Origin of the sequence: Streptomyces sp. NPDC001750 (genome assembly GCF_042892615.1) — a bacterium.
Lineage (GTDB): Bacteria > Actinomycetota > Actinomycetes > Streptomycetales > Streptomycetaceae > Streptomyces.
In genome coordinates this window covers 44,861-60,442 of sequence record NZ_JBIAUE010000021.1, presented here as the reverse complement: position 1 = coordinate 60,442, position 15,582 = coordinate 44,861, and the positions used below count along the sequence as shown (strand labels likewise).

Below are 15,582 nucleotides of genomic sequence, written 5' to 3'. Positions count from 1 at the left end.
CCGTGCGACTGTTACACCTCCGACGCGCGGCGTGATCGCGTTGCTGCTGAAAACGATCAAGCACTCCGGATAGTACATGCTGTGCCGCTCTTGTGGGTGGTGGGTGGTGCAGTGAACCGGCTGGTAGGGGCTGTGGTTCCGCCAGTGGCTGTCTCGTTGCGGGGCCTTGGGGTGGTGTGAGGCTCGGGGGGTTGAACGGCTTAGGCGGGCTTGAGGCCGGGGAACAGGTCGAGCTGGTCCGCGGTACGGTCCTCGGCCGGCTGGCTGGGCTGGGCGTGTTCGAGGTGCTGGGCGACCGTCCACCGCCACCAGTGCGCGGGGTCCTTCCGGGGCTGGCCGGACAGGATGAGGTGGTCGGCGCGGACGTCGTGCACGGTGCCGTCGAGGATCAGCCACACCGCGGACTTGGGCAGGCCGGGTCTGATGACCATGGCGAGGTGGTGGATGTCGCCCCATCCGGGGTGGAGGCCGCCGGGCTTGACCCAGGTCCAGGTGCCGGGCTGGATGTCGCCGGGCCCGGCCGGGGTGTGCCGGTGGGTCGGCTTCGGCCACTTCGGGCGGCGTGGCTTCGGCGGGTAGTAGTGGCTCGGCGGGTAGTGCGGGTGGGCTTGGGAGGCGCGCAGGTCGGCGGCCTGCTGGAGGACGACGTCGGCCGCGGTGTAGCAGGAGGGGCCGAGGTGCCAGTTCCGGGGGCCGCGTTTCTCCCAGTAGCTGGCGGCGCCGCATCTGCACCGGTTGACCGTCAGGTGTTCGGCGGCCGTGGCGCACGGCCAGGGCGTGGAACATGTCCGGCACGTCCACTCTGCTTCGGTGGGGCCGGTCGGGAGGTGGGCGTCGGGGAGCCGGATCGGGCGGATCGTCCAACCTGTGGCCATCTGTGGCGTCCTTTCGCTGCTGGGTCGGGGGTGGTGGTGGTCGGCGCTGAGTGGGCGCGGTAGAACAGCAGAGGGCCGGGGAGCGCTGCCTGCTCCCCGGCCCTCACTCGCGATGTCAGGAACGGCCGAGACCGTGGCGCAGGGTGCCCCTGCTGTCGGCGCGGATCACGTGCGGTTCTCCGCCGTCGGGCCGATGGCCTCGCTGCCGATCTCGTTTGCTTGGCTGCGGCGCAGGCGGGCGATCTCCAGGAAAGCGAGGCTGATCGCTTCACGTCGGCTGTTGCCGGTGCCCCACACGCGCCGGCTGCCGTCGACGTCGCGGACCTCCCACTCGTCGCAGTCGTCGGTGGTGCAGTAGACAGCCATTTCGGCCGGGGTGTCCGCTGCGTAGCTGCCGGGGACGGTGAACAGGTAGCCGTTCTCTCCAAACGGCAGATGGGCGGGGAAACGGCCTGGTCCATAGATCACAAGGTGGACGTCGGGCGGGAAGTCGTTCACGGCTGCCTCTCTCAGGCTGGGTGGGTGGCGGGGCCGGGGAACGCTGCCTGTCCCCCGGCCTGCTGGCGGACGGGTAACGGTCAGCTCTGCGCGGCCGTGTCCGGTGCGGCCAGGACGTGGGTGGCGGACCGGGTGCCGCCGGGGCGGGGGGCGTAGCAGAGGTACTCGCCCCACTCGTCGTTCACGCGCTTCCCGGACCCGTCCCAGATGAGCAGCCGCCCGCACTGGGCGCAGTTCCCGGCAGTCTCCCCCGGCGTCCCGTGCGGCTCGTCGGCAGCCGGGGCGGGGGCGGGGGGCTGCTCCTCGCGGTCGGGGTTCTCGGGGAGTTCGACGTGGTAGGCGCCGGCCCGGTCCTTCGCCCGCTTCCAGTCGGCGGCGAGGAGCGGGTGGGCGGTCCGGGTGAAGTAGAGGATGTCGAGAATCGTGTCCTCGACGTCGAGCAGAGCCCTGTTGCTCAGCCTGCTGTGCGTGGCCTTGTCGGCGGCGCTCCAGATCGTGGACTTGGCGTCGTGCACGGCGGCCAGCTGGGCGCTGGTGCGCTGGACGGTGATGGCGGTGGCGGCGGGCAGTTCCTCGCGGATCACGTGGGCGATGAGGAGCAGGCCGCGGTCGATGACCTCGCGCCTCTTCCTCGCGGCGGCCTCATAGGCGTCGTTGAAGAATTCGGTCAAGAAAGCCTTGTCGGCGGGCATGGGCTGTGGCCCCCTTCGTTGTGTCGGGTTGGGGTGTTGGCCCAGGCGGGGCGGGTGGCGCTGCCTGCCACCCGCCCCGCCTGGGCGGGGTTGGCTACTTCTTCGAGGCGATGGCCTTGAGGAGGGCGAGGACCTGGCGCAGGTCCTTGGCGCCGTAGATGCCGATGCCGGCGACGTCGACGTTGTCGAGGTCGGGTTCGGAGACGACCGCGGTGTGGTAGCCGTTGGCGTAGGCGGTGCGGATGGCTTCGTTGATGTCGCCGACGGGCCGGACCCGGCCGTCGAGGCCGAGTTCGCCGATGAGCGCCACCTTCTCCGGGAGGGCCTTCCCACTGATGGCGCCGACTGCCGCGAGGACGGTGACGGCCAGGGGGAGGTCGATCGCGGCGGCCGGGGTGACGGGCGGGCCGTCGGCGGTCACCGTCAGCGCACCGTCCGGGAGCCTGTAGCCCGCGTTGATGACCGCGGCGCGGATCCGGTCGCGGGTCTCGCGGACGTACTCCAGGTTCGGGCCGGTGAGCGTGAAGGTGTTCTCCCCCGGCGCAAGCTCGGCGTGTACCTCGACCAGGCCCTCCAGGGTGGGGAAGGAGCTGCGCGCGGTCTGTGTCACGGCCAACGCCTCGTGGCTGGTCGCCTCGGGTTCGGGGGGCTCCGGCAGGCGGACGGTGCGGAAGGGCAGTCCCTGCGGGGCGATCCGCCAGCCAGCCGCTCCAGCGAGGCTGCCGAAGGAGATCGCGTCGCTCAGGAGGCCGTCGACCTCGTCGGCGATGCCGTCGGACAGGCCGTGGCCTGCGGCGCTCGGGGCGTGCCACAGGGTGTTGCCGTTGGCGTCCAGCACCTCATGCAGCTCCTTCCCTTGGACGCGGACGGTGAGCGCAGCGGCTTCGGGCAGGTGCGTACGGACAAGGTGGGCGGCGTATGCGACCGCGTGGGAGTAGAGGGTGCGCCGGGCCACACTGGCGGCCTGGTAGGCGTCTTCGAATGCCTTGGAGTGGGCGGCCGTGGCGGGGTCGGTGTGCAGGGTCTCGGTCATGAGGCCCGTCCTCTCTGTAGGGGTGGTGAACGAGCCGGCCGGGGACGCTGCCTGCCCCCGGCCGGGGCGTTGATCAGGTGTGGTCGATGGTGGCGAGGGAGGTGATGACCGCGGCGGTGTCGCCGGTGAGGACGCCGATGCCGTTCTTGATGCCGGGGCCGGTCAGGATCCACAGGTCCGGGGTGCCGGTGTGGTTGACGTCCCAGGTGAGGCCGTTGAGGTGCGCACGGTGGCTCTCGGTGCCGGGGGCGGGGGCCATGGGGGTGATGCCGGCCGTGGCCAGGACCTCGCAGAGCTTGTTGAGGTCGGTGGTCTTGGTGGTGGTGTTCATGACGGACTCCCGTGTGGTTGGTGTGCTTTGAACTACTTTCATTCTGTCCAAATTCGTTTGCCCTAGCTAGTTTTAACAAGTTGATTTGGCAAAGAAATCGCCAAGAAAGTCGGCTCAGGCGGACAGGGCGTACCGGTCGATCTCCTCGCCCGTGATGCACTCGACGAGCGCGCACAGCAGGACTTCCGCCGCGTTCGGGGTGACGGCGTTCCCAAGCTGCTTGATCTGCTCGCGCTTCGAGCCGAAGATCCGGTAGCTGTCCGCGAAAGCCATCGCGCGCTGGATCTCCTTGGGCTGGAGCATCCGGAACAGGATCTTCGAGACGTCGTAGTTGCCGTGTCCGTCGATCAGCGCGTACCGGTCGCGGGTCGGCAGGGTGCCCACCGGCTCGCTGGCCAGCCGGGCCTGGCCGTTGCCGTAGTAGGGGACGAGGAGCGGGCTCGGGGCGGTGACCAGGCCGTGATGGTTCCCTCCGGCCGACACGGTGTGGACCGGGTGGCCGATGTGCCGCGCCTTCTCCTTGTCGCCGCCTCCCCGCATGGGCACCACGAACGGCACGTACGCGACGGCGGTCTCGGCCCGCCCCGTCTGAGTGCGCAGCGGCTCGTCCACGCGCATGGCCTTCTTCCCGTCACGGCCCTCGCAGGGAATCAGCAGGGGCGGAATCAACAGGCCATCGCTCTCGACCGTCGTGCGGGTCGGCATCGGGACGTCCGTACTGGTCGCGTCCCTGCGCCAGGTGCCGCCGGTCGGAACGAGAAGCGGAGCGACTCGGTCGCCGGTCTGGTCGCCGTCGAACAGGCTGCCTTGCCCGACCAGGCCGCCAGGCTGCGGCCAGTAGCGGGTGACCCCGGCGCGGATGCGGGCCATCGTCGCCGGGGCAAGACCCTCGGGGCACTCCTTGCTCTTGGGGCGGCTGCCGATCGGGGTGCCCTTGATGGACCAGTCGATCGCGGCGGCGGCCGGGAGCACGTCGGGCTCGACCAGCGAGCGGCAGGACTTGCGCGGGCACCGGTAGTCGTAGCTCTGGCGGTAGCGGCCCATGTCGCGGCCGGGCTTGCGGAAGACCTGGATGGCGGCCACCACCTCATCGCAGGACGGGCAGTAGGCGTTCGGCCGGAGCCACTTGTCCCAGTTGGGGTGGCGGCCGAGGCTCTTGTGCCAGTAGGCGACGTACAGCCGGTCGCGGGACTGCGGGGCGCGGTGCACGCTGCGCGGGTCGGCGTGCATCGAGTTCAGCGCGATGACCTTCGTGTGGTAGCCCATCTTGTGGAACTCCTTGAGCCACCGGTCCCACTCAGCCCACGAACGGACGTCGATCACGTTCTCAACGACACCGGCCTTGACCAGGCCGCCGCGCTCGATCACCCCGCGGAGGTAGAGCGGGATCTCCTCCATCAGCGCCCGGGACGCCTCTTCTTCCTCGGTGGGGCCGTTGTCCTCCTGGTCGGCCGTCTTGAACTTCTCCTCCTCCACGTCCGCGTAGAGGTCGAGCAGGTCGCCCTGCACGGCCTTGGCGAAGGAGCGCTTCTGCCCTTTCGCGATGGACCAGTTCGTGCATTCCGGCGATCCCCAGTGGATGTCGCAGACCGGCCAGGCCCAGACCGGGGCTTTGCGGATGTCGCCCATGTAGTGCGCGACCTCCGGGAAGTTGAACTGGTGCGACTTGAGTGCCTGGCGCCAGTGGTTCGCTGCGCGGGCCACGCGCAGGAACGGAACCGCGTGGGCGCCCTGCGAGCTGCCGCCCGCGCCGCAGAACCAGTCCATGAGGCCGAGGTCGCCGCCGTCGTGCTTGTACGCGCGGACCCGTTTGGGGGCCTTGGCCTCGGAGGAGGCTGCCGCCCAAGAGCGGGTGGTGGAGTCGATGTAGGGCATGGCGAATCTCTCTGTGGGTTCGGTCGGTGCGTGGCCGGGCGGGCAGGGGTCGCCGCCCGCCCGGCCGGGGTGCCTACTGCTTTGGGAGCGGGGGCGGGAACTCGATCGCGTACGCCTCAAGGCCCCGGTCGTTTTCGAGGGGCTTCCATCCGGCCGCCCGGAGCGCTTCGGGGCCGGTGCTGAGCCGCAGCGCCTGGTGCAGGACTGCGTCCGCCCCGCCGATCCGCTCGTAGTCGAACAGGCCGCTGTCCTGGTCGTCGTCCGTCCAGACGATCTCGCCGTCGGCGGTCACCGAGATCAGGCGCGGGTGGTCGTCCTCGATGACCAGGCTGGCTGCGGTGGCGTTGGGGACGAGCTCGCGGAGGATGTCACCGGCCTTGCGGACGCCTTCCCTGAGCGCGTCGCGGCCGTGGTCGTACGGCTTCTTCTCGGGCTGGGCGTCATGGGTCTCGATGGGCTTTCGGTTGGTCATGGGGTTCTTTCACTCCATCCGGGCATGGGTGACGGGCGGGACGTCGTGCGTCCCGCCCGTCAGAAAGGGCTGGTCAGGGGTGTCAGAAGAGGGAGGGCGGCGGGGCTGGCAGCGTGGCGCCGAGCTCGGGGACCTCCTCGCCGGTCTGCTCCAGGTACCAGCGCGCCAGGTGGGTGCGGTGGCACCAGTTGCCGGGCTTGTCGAGCTTGTCGAAGCAGAGCAGGACGAGGCGGGCGCCGCCGGTGCGGGCGGCCAGGGTGGCGAGTTCGGCGTGGATGCGGTCGATGCCGTGGCCGTTCAGGATGCGCCGGTAGGTGAACTCGTAGGCGTCTTCGGGGAGGTTGGCGGCGAGCAGTTCGCGGGTTGGTGTGACGAGCCTGGCGTGGCCGGCCAGTTGGTAGCTGAGCGGCCAGCGGGGCGCGCCCGCGGTGGTGCGGATCGGAGCGCCCATGGGGGGTGTGAACTCCTGGTAGGTGCAGGTAGCGAGTTGGACTTGCATTCCCGTCCTTCTGGTGATTGGTGGTACAGGGGGGCCGCCTGGACGGCCCCCCTGTGGGGTGTCAGTCCCCGTAGCAGATGCAGTGGTCCGGGGTGAACGGCTCGGTGCCGTACTGCCGGTTGGAGAGCCTCATAACCCTGCTGAACAGTTGGCAGAGGCCCCCGTTCCCCTCCCTCTTTTCCTGGTTGGTGAGGGTTTCCCGGAGCCAGGGAAGGAGGAGGGCCGTTTCCTCCCGGGTGAAGGTGATGGTGAGGTCCTCGGTGCCGGTCTGGTTGGTGATGCCCTGGGTGTTTTCCATTACCTTGTCCTTTTCTGATGGGGCGGGTTGAACTGCTTTCATTCTTTCCAAAACGACTTGCCCTAGCCAGTTTTAGCAAGTCAATTTGGTAAAAGAATCGCAAAAAGTAGAGGTCAGCCGAGCGCGAACAGGTCGAGCTGCCGGGGCTGCCGCTGGAGCCAGCCATGGGTCGCCAGCGGCCCGCCGCGCTCGGCGTCGACGACCAGGAGCACGGTGCGCACCCTGGTGCCGGACGGCACGAACGACTCGTCGGGGAGCGGAGTGAACACGCCCTCGGCAAGCGCGATCAGCTCACGGAACTCGATCGTGGCGCGATCGCCGGACAGCAAGACCGTCTCGGGCATGACCGCGATGAGCGTCCCGTCGTCGTCGAGGAACCCGAACGCGTGGGTGACGTGCCGGACAGCTGTCGAGAACGGCGGGTTCATCAGCACCCTCCGGTAACCGTTGGGGAGGTCGAGCGGGTCGAGGTCGAGGAAGTCAGCGTGCTCGACGTGGCGGGCGGCGCCCTGCTCGCGGAGGACGTGCGCACGTCGCTGGTCGATCTCCACGCAGTCGACGACCGCGCCGCGCCCGGCTGCCGGGCCCACGATGGAGCCGGTACCGGCAGAGGGCTCAAGCACGCTCATGCCCTCTCTGATGCCTGCGTGCTCCAGGATGTCGTGCACGATGCGCGGCGGCGTCGGGTACCAGCCCTGCTCGTACCGGCTGGGGAACTCGCGGGTGGCAAGGCACGCCCGCATGAACTCCTCCACTGGGAACGGGAAGACATGGGCGCGGACCGCGTTGCGGCCGTCCCACCGGCCGCCGAGCTCCCTGAGCATGTTGTTCAGCCGCTCGTACAGGGCGCGGTCGAGCTCGAACGGGATCTGAACCCGGTCGCCGGTGATGACCGTGCGGGGGTCGGTGAGGACGTCGTAGATGCCGCTGGGGATGTGCATGGGTGCCTTTCGTGGGGTTGGTGGTGTGGCTGCCTGAACGGGGCTTAGGTGGCCAAGGGGGCACCGCGCTGCCTGCGGTGCCCCCTTGGCCGGGGGTCAGGCCGCGGTGGTCTCGGCGTCGGGGTTGACCTTCAGGCCGCTGGCGCGGACCTCGGCGACCATCTCCGCCTTGCGGAGGTTCGCCATCGCCTTGGTCGCGATGTCCTGGAGGTGCTTGACGCGCAGGCGGTGGCCGCCGATGCCGCCGGGGGTGCCGGCGAGGAGCAGTGCCAGTTCCTCGGGGTCGGTGGCGGCGAGGAGCGACAGGATCTCGCCCGCGGTGCCGAGCTTTTCGATCTTCCCGAGGAGCTTGGCGCGGTCGGCGGTGATTCGCTCGCGTTCTTCCTCGGGCAGGTCGAGGGTGCCGGGCAGGGCGTCCTGTCCGTTGTCCTTTCGGGCTGCGGCGACCTCGTCGGACAGGACGAAGAACGACCCTTGCTGCTCCTGGCGCTTCTCCTCGGTGTGGAGGGCCTGTGCGAAGGACTCGGCGTCGCGGGCGCTCTTGAAGTCGCCACGGACCCACCGGGCGAGGAACCGGACCTGGTTGTCGTCGGCGAGCTTGCCGACGTACCAGGCGAGGCCGACCGGCAGTTGGTTCTTTACGAGGGCCTGCTGTGCCTCCGGGCACAGGCGCAGCAGGTCGATGCGCCACTGGACGTAGGCGGCGCTCTTGCCGACGAGTTCGGCGACCTCGTCCACCGTGTATCCGGGCTCGGTCTGCTTGCCGTCCTCGTCCACCTGGCCGTCGACCAGCTTCCTGAAAGCCTTCGCCTCCTCGATGGCGGTCATGTCGGCGCGGCCGACGTTCTCGGCGACGGCCTTGGCGAACGTCTCGCGCCCTTCGCTGACGCCGTGGAGAACGACCGCCTGCATCTGCGGGAGTTTGGCGATCTGGGCGGCCCGCCAGCGCCGCTCACCCATGACGAGCGTGAACCGCTTCGTCTCCTGGATGTACCGGACGGTGATCGGCTGGAGCTGGCCCAGCTTGCTCATGGACTTGGCGAGCTCCTGGAGCGAGGCGTCGTCGAAGTGCTCGCGGGGCTGGCCGGGGTCGCGGTCGATCTTGCTGGTCGGGATCGTCCGGAGCTGCGTCCGCATGTCGTCGCCGGTCGGCTTGGGCGCTGTCTTCTTCGCGGGGGCCGCCTTGGCTGCCGCGGCGGTCTTCCGGGGGCGCGCCTTGGTGGCCGGTGCCTTCTTCGCGGGGGCCTTGGTGGTGGTCTCGGTGGCGGTCATGCCGTGTCCCTTCGCGGACTTGTGGGGTGGTTTGAACTACTTTCATTCTTTCCAAATCGGCTTGCCCTAGCCAGTTTGAACAAGCTGATTTGGCAAAGAAACTTCTAAGAAACCCGCAGGTCAGGCGGCCTCGGTTGCCAGGTCCAGGAGTTGCCGGGTGCGGCCGACCGCGTACGCGATGGCCATGTCGGCCGCGACGTCGTCTCGGTGCTTGATCATGGCCCGGCGGTGCTTGATGGCCCGGGGCCAGAGGTCGCCTTCGCCGAGGGTGTCCCCGCAGGCGACCATGGCCTTCACCCCGAGACCCCAGACGATCATGTTGACGGCGCACCCGGCCGCGGCGAGCGGGTCGATCTCCTGGGCGAACCAGGTGTACTTGGCCGGGTCCAGCCCCATGGCGCGCACATGCTGGGCGGCGGACCGGAACATGCCGCCGGTACCGGCGCACGGGTCGAGGAGCGAGCAGTCGTCGGGGATCTCGCCCGGGTCCTGGCCGATGATCTGTGCGGCCATGACGTCGCAGATCTCCGGCGGGGTGTGGTACTCGCCGAGACCTTGGCGGGCCGCGTTGTGGCGCAGGTTGGTGATGGTCCACGACATGAGGTCGATGTAGCTGTTCGCCTCGGGGTCGGCGTGGCCGGTGTGGTCGAGGGCGTTGGCGTCCAGGGCCGCACGGAAGGTGGCGCGGATGGCGTGGAGCTCGTGGGCGGTGTGCTCTTCCTCCGCCCACTTGAAGAGGGGCGAGGCGGTGTCGATGAGGTCGGGGCGGCGCATCCACCAGTAGGCGGCGACCTCGCGGACGCACTGGAGCAAGCTGGGGGCGTCGAGGGTGCGGAAGAAGTCGGCGATGGTGCGGGCGTATCCCTTCTGGGGCCAGAGTGCGAGGGTGGCGACGATGCCCAGGGGGATCTCCATGCGGGTTCCGCCCTGGGCCCTGTACCAGGCGGAGGAGACTGCCTCGCCGAAGGTGGGCCCGTCGGCGGGGCGCATTGCGAACTCGGGGCCGCGGCGGCGTTCGGGGCGGGCGGCGGTGCTGGCCGGCCGCTTGGGCGGGGCGGGCGCCCACTGGCCCGCCGTCGGCCTGGGGAGCGTGATCGCGGTTTCAGGCTTGGGGGGTTGTGGGTCGTCGTCGAGCTGGGCAAACAGGTCGAGTTGCACGGGTTCCTCCATGGACCGCTGTCGGGGATGGGTCCGGCCCGGCACTCGGGGCGCTGGGCGCTCCGGGTGCCGGGCCGGCTGGGGGTGGTTGGCTCAGTTGCTGATCGGGCAGTCGTCGCGGACCGGGTCACCGTCGGTGGGCTTGTCGAGCTCAGCGCGGGCGGCGTGGCGGGCGTCGGCCCAGGCGTGGATGAGGGCGACGCCTGCCTCGGCAGCGGCCTCGCTGGGGGTCAGGCCGCGCTCGATGCCGGACAGGTAGCGGACGGCGAGCATGCCGAGGGCTCCCTGCTGGGTGAAGGTCTCGACGAGGCCCTCCAAGTCGAGGTGGGGGAAGGAGTCATGCAGGGATATGGCCGCGAGGGCAGCGATCTTGCCGATGGCCTCGCCGAACTCCTCGGTGTCGCATCCGTGCGCGGTGCGCCCGTCGTTCTCGTTGCGGACGTCACCGGCCGTCTCCTCTCGAAGGTTGGCCGGGATGATCTCCTCCTCGGTGTGAGCGTCGACGTAGTCGCGGGCAGGGACTGCGGTCATGCCGATCGTCCTTTCGGTCTTGATTGGTACGTTTTGAACTACTTTCATTCTGGCCAAATGGACTTCCCCTAGCCAGTTTGAACAAATTCATTTTGGCAAAAGGATGACAAAGAAAGCAGGTCAGACCCCTACACCCCGTAGCCCTTCCTCTTCAGGTCGGCGAGCTTGTTACCCAGGCCCCGGCCGACCGGGTCCGAGGTGGGCAGGAAGACCAGGGGTCGGCCGGGCTGGGTGACATGCCACCGCGATCCCCTCCTGGTCACGACCGCGCCCTGTGCGCGGAGCCTGGCCACCAGGGCGTCCATCTTCTTCGACGACATGTGCTGCGCTCCTTCGTGTGCGTTGCGAACGGTTCGAGGTACCGGAGGCAGTGCGCGTCATGTCGATGTCCGGCCACCGCAGCTCTGTGGCGACCTCCTCGACACTCGGCCCGCCCTGCCAGGTGAGGGACGGCTTCACGCCCGGCGCGCCGCGCAGCACCCACCCAGCGTCCGGCCAGATCAAGCGCACGCGATACAGGATCCGGTCGACCGGGACCGGGTTCGCCGCAGTCATCGGCCTTCCTCCGTGCGCCCGTCGAGGTCCGCCAGCTGGCGGACCATGGGCCAGGCTGCGCCCTCGAGAACGTGGCCTGCCCCGTCCTCCTTGTACTGGCGGATCAGTTCGGCGGCCTGGTCCGCGAGGTCGTCGAGGTCCCGCTGCCGCTTGTGCTCGGGCCTCAGGTCGCTCCACTCGATTCCGGGGGTGCCGTCCGGCAGGCCCTCGAACGACTCGTCGGCGAGCACGTAGCAGTCGATGCTCTCCTCCGCTTCCATGTGCCAGGCGAGGGCCTTCGCCCACGCCTTCTCGGTGGAGCGGGCGTCGACCACGTATGTGCTCGGCCTCTCGCCGTCCGCGATGGTGACGGTGAACGGCCGCTCCTGCTGCCGGTAGTCCAGCGGAAGGTTGCCGTATAGGGGCTCTCCGCCGAACCGCTCGGGGGTCTGGATGTCCGTCGCGTTCATGATTTCTGTCCTGTTCTGTGTGGGGCGGTTCAGTGGTCTGCAAGGTGCGCGCGGAGCGCTTCACCGGCGGCTCGGACGCGGTCCGCGGTCCAGCCGGACCCGGACAGGGTCAGCCGGGCCCGCTCGCACCTCGGGCCGTCGACGACGACGATCTTCACGCTCATGGACCGCACGTCGACGCCGAAGCGGATGCTCCCGGCGGGCCGCGGGGTCATCTCCTGCGCCTGCCGCCAGTGGACGGGCACGCGCTCCTCGTTGGCGCCCTCCGGTCCGGGGCAGGCGTGCGAGATCGCGTTCAGCAGCTCGGTGTCGTGGGTGCACCTGCCGGAGCAGTGGAGGAGCGCGACCCCGCAGCGGGCCACGCGGAACGCGTGCCGGGTGGAGGAGGTGCGAGTGCGGGTGGTGATGACGCAGCCGAGGGCGGGGACGCGGGTGGTGCGCTCCAGCCAGAAGCCGTCGCCGTGCTCGTCGAAGTGCGCGGGCCCGAGGTCCCAGCCGGGCACCCGTACGGCGTGGTCCCACGTCCAGGGCTGCCGGTTGCGGTAGTCCCGTTCGTCCGGGCCGGTCGTGACCCACAGGCGGTAGCCAGCGGGCCCGGTGAACGCCAGGCCGGGCGTGAAGACCGGCTCGATGCGCACCAGGACCCGCGGGGCGTTGACCGGTATGACGGTGCACCGGGTGTGCAGTGCCTCCAGCACCGGGCAGTCGTCGCACTGGCCGCTGCGGATGCATGGGCCGTGTCCGCCCCAGCGGGCCCGGCGGGTGTCCTGGGCCTCCACCAGTGCACCCCAGGACCGGGGCCGCAGGGCGCACTGGCCGCCGCCGGTGCCGAAGTGGGCGCTGAGGCTCAGCCTGTTCCAGCCCTTCCCGTCGGGCCCGCCGGGCGCGGCTTCGGGTTCGCGCAGGTAGATCGGCATGACCGTTCCTTCCTCTTCGTGGTTCTCGGGGGTCAGTCGTCCTGCTCGGGGTGCTCGCCGCCGTGCTCCTCGATGAGCGCGCGGACATCCTCGACGGGCACCTCGTAGAACAGGCGGCCCTCGTCGGGGCCGTCGTCGCCGGAGGTGAGCCACAGCTCAACGCTGTCCTCCAGCTCCCACCCGTCGCTGTCGGCGGGGTCGACGCCCTCGGAGAGGTAGACCTCCAGGTGCGTGTACGGGCCCGCGTAGTCGCTGGGGACGCTGTGCGGACCGGTGCCACCGTCGGGGAACGGCATGCAGTTGGCTCCCGGCCCGGCCTGCACGGTGATCGTCTTGCCGTCGTTGAGGCGGATGCTGCTGGGGATGCGGCCGGTGCCGTGGGCGGCGGCGTGGTCGAGGCGGGTGGTGCTCATGATGGTCTCCGTTTCGTTCTGTGCGGGGTGGGGCCCAGCCCCCGCGGAGGGGGCCGGACCGGGTGGTCACTGGGTGGTGAGGTCGGCGGGGGCCTTGCCGCGGTTGAAGGGCCGGTCGTTGTCGACGCGGATGGCGGCGGCCAGGCGCTCGTGTTTGCGATGCAGGACGAGCAGGCCGCTGAGGGCCGCGGTCAGCACTTCGTCGTCGCGGGAGTTGAGGTGGCCGTGCTCGATGACGGTGGCTCGGCGGGCTCGGAGGTCCGCGTCCTGGCGGGCGAGCTGCACGCTGACCGGGTCGAGCTGGCCCATCGTCGGCAGGACGCCGGTCACCGGGGCCGTGGCGTAGCCGATGATCGCGGCCGGGATCTTGAAGTCGTGCTGGGTGAGCATGTCGGTGGCGTCGCGGATCATGTCCCGCACGGGCTGGGGGAACTGGCCGGGCTCGTCGACCGGGGTGGATGCCATGGCCATAGCGGCGCCCTCGATGGCGCCGACCAGCGTTTCGATCATGTAGCGCTTCGGGTGGTGTGCCTGGCCGCGCACGACGCGGGCGAGGTGCATGAGGCGGCGCGCGGTGGTGACGTACGGGGACATGAGCGTTCTCCTTCGGGGTCAGGCCGCGGCGTATTCGGCGGCCAGGGTGTGGTAGCAGCGGACGGAGCGCAGGCCGGCCGGGCAGTTGCACTGGCCGGTGGCGGCGGTGCGGTAGATCTCGGTGCCGTCGTCGGAGACGACGAGGAAGATGCGGTTCTGGCGGAGGGGGACGACGGCTCCGAGCTCCAGGAGCTCGGTGGCCTTGGCGACCTGCCAGGTGGGGCGGGTCGTGTCTTTGCGGGCGGCGCTGCGGACCTTCCTGCGGCACTTCGGGCCGTATCCGTCGGGGCTGGGGTTGCGGAGCGGGCGGCGGCACTTCAGGCACCTGCCGGGTTCGGTTGCCTTGGTTGCTCGCATGGGTCCGCTCCTGTCGTGGTTGGTGATGACCCGTACTCCCCAACTCGATTTGTTCAAATCGAGTTGGGGAAATTGGGTGCGGGGTGGTGCACATGAGCCCGCGAGGACTACCTGACGGCGGCGCCCAGGAGGGTCATGGCCTGGAGGTGGCGCACGCGCTGGATACGGTCCTGCGGGACGTGGCAGTCCCAGGCGCCAGGGAAGGGGCTGCACTCGTACAAGTGACTGCCGTCGGGCTGCACCCGGTAGGCCCGGACGGGCCCCATCTCGATGTCGCCGTTCCGGCCGATCCACGCGGCGTAGGCGTACGGCTGGTCCGTGCGGGGCGTGGGGACCTCGTGGAGGATCTCGATTTCCAGCTCATTGAGTGCCATTCCCTGCTCCTTCTCTTTGGGATGGTTTGTTGTGCTACTTACATTCTTCCCGAATCGACTTGCCCTATCCAGTTTTGGCAAATGAATTCGGTAAAGAAACTTCTAAGAAAACCGCAAGTAACGAGCCCGCGGTCGACCCCTACCGCCAGGCAGGGGTCAGGGCTTGGGGGTGACACTCCGGGTGTTGCTGGCGCGTTCGGCGGCTCGCATGGCGCCAGCGCGGGTCTTGTAGTTGTGGCCGTAGCGCCAGCCGTCGCGGAACACGTGGAAGGTCGGCCCGTATGCCGCGGTGCCCGGGTACTCGCGGAGGGTCACGCCGGGGAAAGGGTAGGTGTCGATGCGGTCGCTGGTCATGTCTGCACTTTCTGGGGTGTCAGGCGCGGGTGGGCCGCGCGGGCCGGGTGCACCGGTCGTGCTGGTCACAGTTGCAGCGCCCGCAGGCGACGCACATCCAGCCGGCTTCCAGGCCGCAGCGTCCACAGCCTCCGGTCAGTTCCAGTTCGAGGTCGTCGAGGAGCAGCATTCGGTCGATGGCGGCTTCGCGGTCCGGACTCATCGGCTCTCTCCGTTCGGGATCGGGGGTGGGCAGTGAGTCAGAGGGTCGGGGCGGGGAGGACGCGCTCGACGGTGACCACGTCCCACGCGGCGGTGGCGACGGGCACGCCGATGGTCCACCGGCCGCGGTAGGTACGTCGGCGGTCAGCCTCGGTGGCGCCCTCGACGTCGGCCCACCACTGGGCCTCGGTGGCGGCCGGGTTGAGCCGGATGCCGGTGTCGACGACCTTCAGGCGGGTCCCGAGGGCGTACAGGATGTCGCCGGGGTCGACGAGCAGGCGCGGGATCTCGATGGGTGTCGGCCGGTCCGGGTCGCCCTTGGCGAGGTGTTCGGCGTAGTCCTTACTCATGCTCGGCTTCTCCTTCTTGGACGGTTTGTTGTGCTACCTACATTCTTCCCAAATCTTCTTGCCCTAGCCAATTTTAACAAGTGTATTTGGTAAAGAAATCGCCAAGGATGGCCGAGTGGGCCGCAACCCGCAGCCAGCCGCACACCCAGCCTGTTTGACCAAGCCGGTTTGTGAAACACTGGAGGCATGCCCAGGCCACTCGGCAAGAAGCCGCTCCCCCCGTACAAGCCCAGCGACACCGTCCGTACCGCCATCAAGCGGTGGGAGGACGCCCTCAAGCTGGAGGAAGAGACACGCCACGCAGCCCGCGCGGCCATCGCCGCCGAGCTGAAGGCCGACCCCGATCTCCCCTACGCAGCTGTCGCCGCGCACGACTCGGTGCCGTGGACGGAGGAGACCCTCCGGGGCATCGGGCGGGAGTACGGCGTCCCGCCGCGGCAGCCCAACAAGGCGAAGCCGAAGGAGTAGCCGACAGACACGGCGAAGGGCCGCACCGGATCGTCCGGTGCGGCCCTTCATCGTGTCCGCGTCAGCCGAACCAGG

The 15,582-nt window shown here is 69.4% G+C and carries 24 protein-coding genes; 1 reads left to right on the top strand and 23 read right to left on the bottom strand.

Going from position 1 to position 15,582, the window contains the following annotated elements; all coding sequences use genetic code 11:
* Positions 1 to 200: 200 nt before the first annotated feature.
* The 23 genes from ACFYY6_RS28070 to ACFYY6_RS27960 form a co-directional block, all read right to left on the bottom strand.
* The gene (locus tag ACFYY6_RS28070; RefSeq protein ID WP_389196147.1) at positions 201 to 875 is read right to left on the bottom strand and encodes a hypothetical protein; all 675 of its coding nucleotides are present in this window, start codon (positions 873 to 875) and stop codon (positions 201 to 203) included.
* A gap of 165 nt (positions 876 to 1,040) precedes the next feature.
* Positions 1,041 to 1,373, bottom strand: a complete 333-nt coding sequence (locus ACFYY6_RS28065) for a hypothetical protein (RefSeq protein ID WP_389196145.1) — start codon at positions 1,371 to 1,373, stop codon at positions 1,041 to 1,043.
* A gap of 80 nt (positions 1,374 to 1,453) precedes the next feature.
* Positions 1,454 to 2,065: a hypothetical protein gene (locus ACFYY6_RS28060; protein ID WP_389196143.1), complete on the bottom strand. Its 612-nt coding sequence runs from the start codon at positions 2,063 to 2,065 to the stop codon at positions 1,454 to 1,456.
* Positions 2,066 to 2,159: 94 nt separating this feature from the next.
* Positions 2,160 to 3,098, bottom strand: coding sequence for a magnesium chelatase domain-containing protein (locus ACFYY6_RS28055; protein WP_389196141.1), 939 nt, complete (start codon positions 3,096 to 3,098; stop codon positions 2,160 to 2,162).
* A 73-nt stretch (positions 3,099 to 3,171) separates the two neighbouring features.
* The gene (locus ACFYY6_RS28050; protein WP_389196138.1) at positions 3,172 to 3,429 is read right to left on the bottom strand and encodes a hypothetical protein; all 258 of its coding nucleotides are present in this window, start codon (positions 3,427 to 3,429) and stop codon (positions 3,172 to 3,174) included.
* A gap of 114 nt (positions 3,430 to 3,543) precedes the next feature.
* A complete protein-coding gene (locus ACFYY6_RS28045) occupies positions 3,544 to 5,304 on the bottom strand; it encodes a DNA cytosine methyltransferase (protein ID WP_389196135.1) in 1,761 nt (586 codons plus the stop codon).
* 73 nt (positions 5,305 to 5,377) lie between these two features.
* A complete protein-coding gene (locus ACFYY6_RS28040; RefSeq protein WP_389196133.1) occupies positions 5,378 to 5,776 on the bottom strand; it encodes a hypothetical protein in 399 nt (132 codons plus the stop codon).
* An 82-nt stretch (positions 5,777 to 5,858) separates the two neighbouring features.
* Positions 5,859 to 6,275: a hypothetical protein gene (locus tag ACFYY6_RS28035; RefSeq protein ID WP_389196130.1), complete on the bottom strand. Its 417-nt coding sequence runs from the start codon at positions 6,273 to 6,275 to the stop codon at positions 5,859 to 5,861.
* A 61-nt stretch (positions 6,276 to 6,336) separates the two neighbouring features.
* Positions 6,337 to 6,573, bottom strand: coding sequence for a hypothetical protein (locus ACFYY6_RS28030; RefSeq protein ID WP_389196127.1), 237 nt, complete (start codon positions 6,571 to 6,573; stop codon positions 6,337 to 6,339).
* Between the two features lie 113 nt (positions 6,574 to 6,686).
* Positions 6,687 to 7,514, bottom strand: coding sequence for a class I SAM-dependent methyltransferase (locus tag ACFYY6_RS28025; protein ID WP_389196124.1), 828 nt, complete (start codon positions 7,512 to 7,514; stop codon positions 6,687 to 6,689).
* A 96-nt stretch (positions 7,515 to 7,610) separates the two neighbouring features.
* A complete protein-coding gene (locus ACFYY6_RS28020) occupies positions 7,611 to 8,786 on the bottom strand; it encodes a ParB/RepB/Spo0J family partition protein (RefSeq protein WP_389196121.1) in 1,176 nt (391 codons plus the stop codon).
* A 120-nt stretch (positions 8,787 to 8,906) separates the two neighbouring features.
* Positions 8,907 to 9,944, bottom strand: coding sequence for an N-6 DNA methylase (locus tag ACFYY6_RS28015; protein ID WP_389196117.1), 1,038 nt, complete (start codon positions 9,942 to 9,944; stop codon positions 8,907 to 8,909).
* 93 nt (positions 9,945 to 10,037) lie between these two features.
* Positions 10,038 to 10,475: a hypothetical protein gene (locus tag ACFYY6_RS28010; protein ID WP_389196114.1), complete on the bottom strand. Its 438-nt coding sequence runs from the start codon at positions 10,473 to 10,475 to the stop codon at positions 10,038 to 10,040.
* A 128-nt stretch (positions 10,476 to 10,603) separates the two neighbouring features.
* Positions 10,604 to 10,795 carry a hypothetical protein gene (locus ACFYY6_RS28005; protein WP_389196111.1) on the bottom strand — a complete coding sequence of 64 codons (192 nt, stop codon included), beginning with the start codon at positions 10,793 to 10,795 and terminating at the stop codon, positions 10,604 to 10,606.
* A 231-nt stretch (positions 10,796 to 11,026) separates the two neighbouring features.
* Positions 11,027 to 11,479 (bottom strand): hypothetical protein, encoded by a 453-nt coding sequence (locus ACFYY6_RS28000; protein ID WP_389196108.1) that lies wholly within the window; start codon positions 11,477 to 11,479, stop codon positions 11,027 to 11,029.
* 29 nt (positions 11,480 to 11,508) lie between these two features.
* Positions 11,509 to 12,396: a hypothetical protein gene (locus ACFYY6_RS27995; RefSeq protein ID WP_389196105.1), complete on the bottom strand. Its 888-nt coding sequence runs from the start codon at positions 12,394 to 12,396 to the stop codon at positions 11,509 to 11,511.
* A gap of 32 nt (positions 12,397 to 12,428) precedes the next feature.
* The gene (locus ACFYY6_RS27990; RefSeq protein WP_389196102.1) at positions 12,429 to 12,809 is read right to left on the bottom strand and encodes a hypothetical protein; all 381 of its coding nucleotides are present in this window, start codon (positions 12,807 to 12,809) and stop codon (positions 12,429 to 12,431) included.
* Between the two features lie 66 nt (positions 12,810 to 12,875).
* A complete protein-coding gene (locus tag ACFYY6_RS27985) occupies positions 12,876 to 13,403 on the bottom strand; it encodes a hypothetical protein (protein ID WP_389196099.1) in 528 nt (175 codons plus the stop codon).
* 18 nt (positions 13,404 to 13,421) lie between these two features.
* Positions 13,422 to 13,760, bottom strand: a complete 339-nt coding sequence (locus ACFYY6_RS27980) for a hypothetical protein (protein WP_389196096.1) — start codon at positions 13,758 to 13,760, stop codon at positions 13,422 to 13,424.
* A gap of 107 nt (positions 13,761 to 13,867) precedes the next feature.
* Positions 13,868 to 14,134 (bottom strand): hypothetical protein, encoded by a 267-nt coding sequence (locus ACFYY6_RS27975; RefSeq protein ID WP_389196093.1) that lies wholly within the window; start codon positions 14,132 to 14,134, stop codon positions 13,868 to 13,870.
* 156 nt (positions 14,135 to 14,290) lie between these two features.
* Entirely contained in the window at positions 14,291 to 14,488 is a 198-nt protein-coding gene (locus ACFYY6_RS27970) for a hypothetical protein (RefSeq protein ID WP_389196090.1), read from the bottom strand.
* Positions 14,489 to 14,507: 19 nt separating this feature from the next.
* Positions 14,508 to 14,690: a hypothetical protein gene (locus ACFYY6_RS27965; RefSeq protein ID WP_389196088.1), complete on the bottom strand. Its 183-nt coding sequence runs from the start codon at positions 14,688 to 14,690 to the stop codon at positions 14,508 to 14,510.
* Positions 14,691 to 14,727: 37 nt separating this feature from the next.
* The gene (locus tag ACFYY6_RS27960) at positions 14,728 to 15,039 is read right to left on the bottom strand and encodes a hypothetical protein (RefSeq protein ID WP_389196085.1); all 312 of its coding nucleotides are present in this window, start codon (positions 15,037 to 15,039) and stop codon (positions 14,728 to 14,730) included.
* 186 nt (positions 15,040 to 15,225) lie between these two features.
* Between ACFYY6_RS27960 and ACFYY6_RS27955 the strand changes: the two genes are divergently transcribed.
* A complete protein-coding gene (locus ACFYY6_RS27955) occupies positions 15,226 to 15,507 on the top strand; it encodes a hypothetical protein (protein WP_389196083.1) in 282 nt (93 codons plus the stop codon).
* Positions 15,508 to 15,582: the final 75 nt, after the last annotated feature.

Excerpts from the sequence above, each read along its gene's own strand:
- ACFYY6_RS28055 (WP_389196141.1), bottom strand. The coding sequence starts at position 3,098 with ATGACCGAGACCCTGCACACCGACCCCGCCACGGCCGCCCACTCCAAG.
- ACFYY6_RS28035 (WP_389196130.1), bottom strand. The coding sequence starts at position 6,275 with ATGCAAGTCCAACTCGCTACCTGCACCTACCAGGAGTTCACACCCCCC.
- ACFYY6_RS27960 (WP_389196085.1), bottom strand. The coding sequence starts at position 15,039 with ATGAGTAAGGACTACGCCGAACACCTCGCCAAGGGCGACCCGGACCGG.
- ACFYY6_RS28030 (WP_389196127.1), bottom strand. The coding sequence starts at position 6,573 with ATGGAAAACACCCAGGGCATCACCAACCAGACCGGCACCGAGGACCTC.
- ACFYY6_RS27955 (WP_389196083.1), top strand. The coding sequence starts at position 15,226 with ATGCCCAGGCCACTCGGCAAGAAGCCGCTCCCCCCGTACAAGCCCAGC.
- ACFYY6_RS28025 (WP_389196124.1), bottom strand. The coding sequence starts at position 7,514 with ATGCACATCCCCAGCGGCATCTACGACGTCCTCACCGACCCCCGCACG.
- ACFYY6_RS28005 (WP_389196111.1), bottom strand. The coding sequence starts at position 10,795 with ATGTCGTCGAAGAAGATGGACGCCCTGGTGGCCAGGCTCCGCGCACAG.
- ACFYY6_RS27980 (WP_389196096.1), bottom strand. The coding sequence starts at position 13,760 with ATGCGAGCAACCAAGGCAACCGAACCCGGCAGGTGCCTGAAGTGCCGC.
- ACFYY6_RS28045 (WP_389196135.1), bottom strand. The coding sequence starts at position 5,304 with ATGCCCTACATCGACTCCACCACCCGCTCTTGGGCGGCAGCCTCCTCC.
- ACFYY6_RS28060 (WP_389196143.1), bottom strand. The coding sequence starts at position 2,065 with ATGCCCGCCGACAAGGCTTTCTTGACCGAATTCTTCAACGACGCCTAT.
- ACFYY6_RS28040 (WP_389196133.1), bottom strand. The coding sequence starts at position 5,776 with ATGACCAACCGAAAGCCCATCGAGACCCATGACGCCCAGCCCGAGAAG.
- ACFYY6_RS28070 (WP_389196147.1), bottom strand. The coding sequence starts at position 875 with ATGGCCACAGGTTGGACGATCCGCCCGATCCGGCTCCCCGACGCCCAC.
- ACFYY6_RS27965 (WP_389196088.1), bottom strand. The coding sequence starts at position 14,690 with ATGAGTCCGGACCGCGAAGCCGCCATCGACCGAATGCTGCTCCTCGAC.
- ACFYY6_RS28000 (WP_389196108.1), bottom strand. The coding sequence starts at position 11,479 with ATGAACGCGACGGACATCCAGACCCCCGAGCGGTTCGGCGGAGAGCCC.
- ACFYY6_RS27975 (WP_389196093.1), bottom strand. The coding sequence starts at position 14,134 with ATGGCACTCAATGAGCTGGAAATCGAGATCCTCCACGAGGTCCCCACG.
- ACFYY6_RS27990 (WP_389196102.1), bottom strand. The coding sequence starts at position 12,809 with ATGAGCACCACCCGCCTCGACCACGCCGCCGCCCACGGCACCGGCCGC.
- ACFYY6_RS28010 (WP_389196114.1), bottom strand. The coding sequence starts at position 10,475 with ATGACCGCAGTCCCTGCCCGCGACTACGTCGACGCTCACACCGAGGAG.
- ACFYY6_RS27995 (WP_389196105.1), bottom strand. The coding sequence starts at position 12,396 with ATGCCGATCTACCTGCGCGAACCCGAAGCCGCGCCCGGCGGGCCCGAC.
- ACFYY6_RS28050 (WP_389196138.1), bottom strand. The coding sequence starts at position 3,429 with ATGAACACCACCACCAAGACCACCGACCTCAACAAGCTCTGCGAGGTC.
- ACFYY6_RS27970 (WP_389196090.1), bottom strand. The coding sequence starts at position 14,488 with ATGACCAGCGACCGCATCGACACCTACCCTTTCCCCGGCGTGACCCTC.
- ACFYY6_RS28020 (WP_389196121.1), bottom strand. The coding sequence starts at position 8,786 with ATGACCGCCACCGAGACCACCACCAAGGCCCCCGCGAAGAAGGCACCG.
- ACFYY6_RS27985 (WP_389196099.1), bottom strand. The coding sequence starts at position 13,403 with ATGTCCCCGTACGTCACCACCGCGCGCCGCCTCATGCACCTCGCCCGC.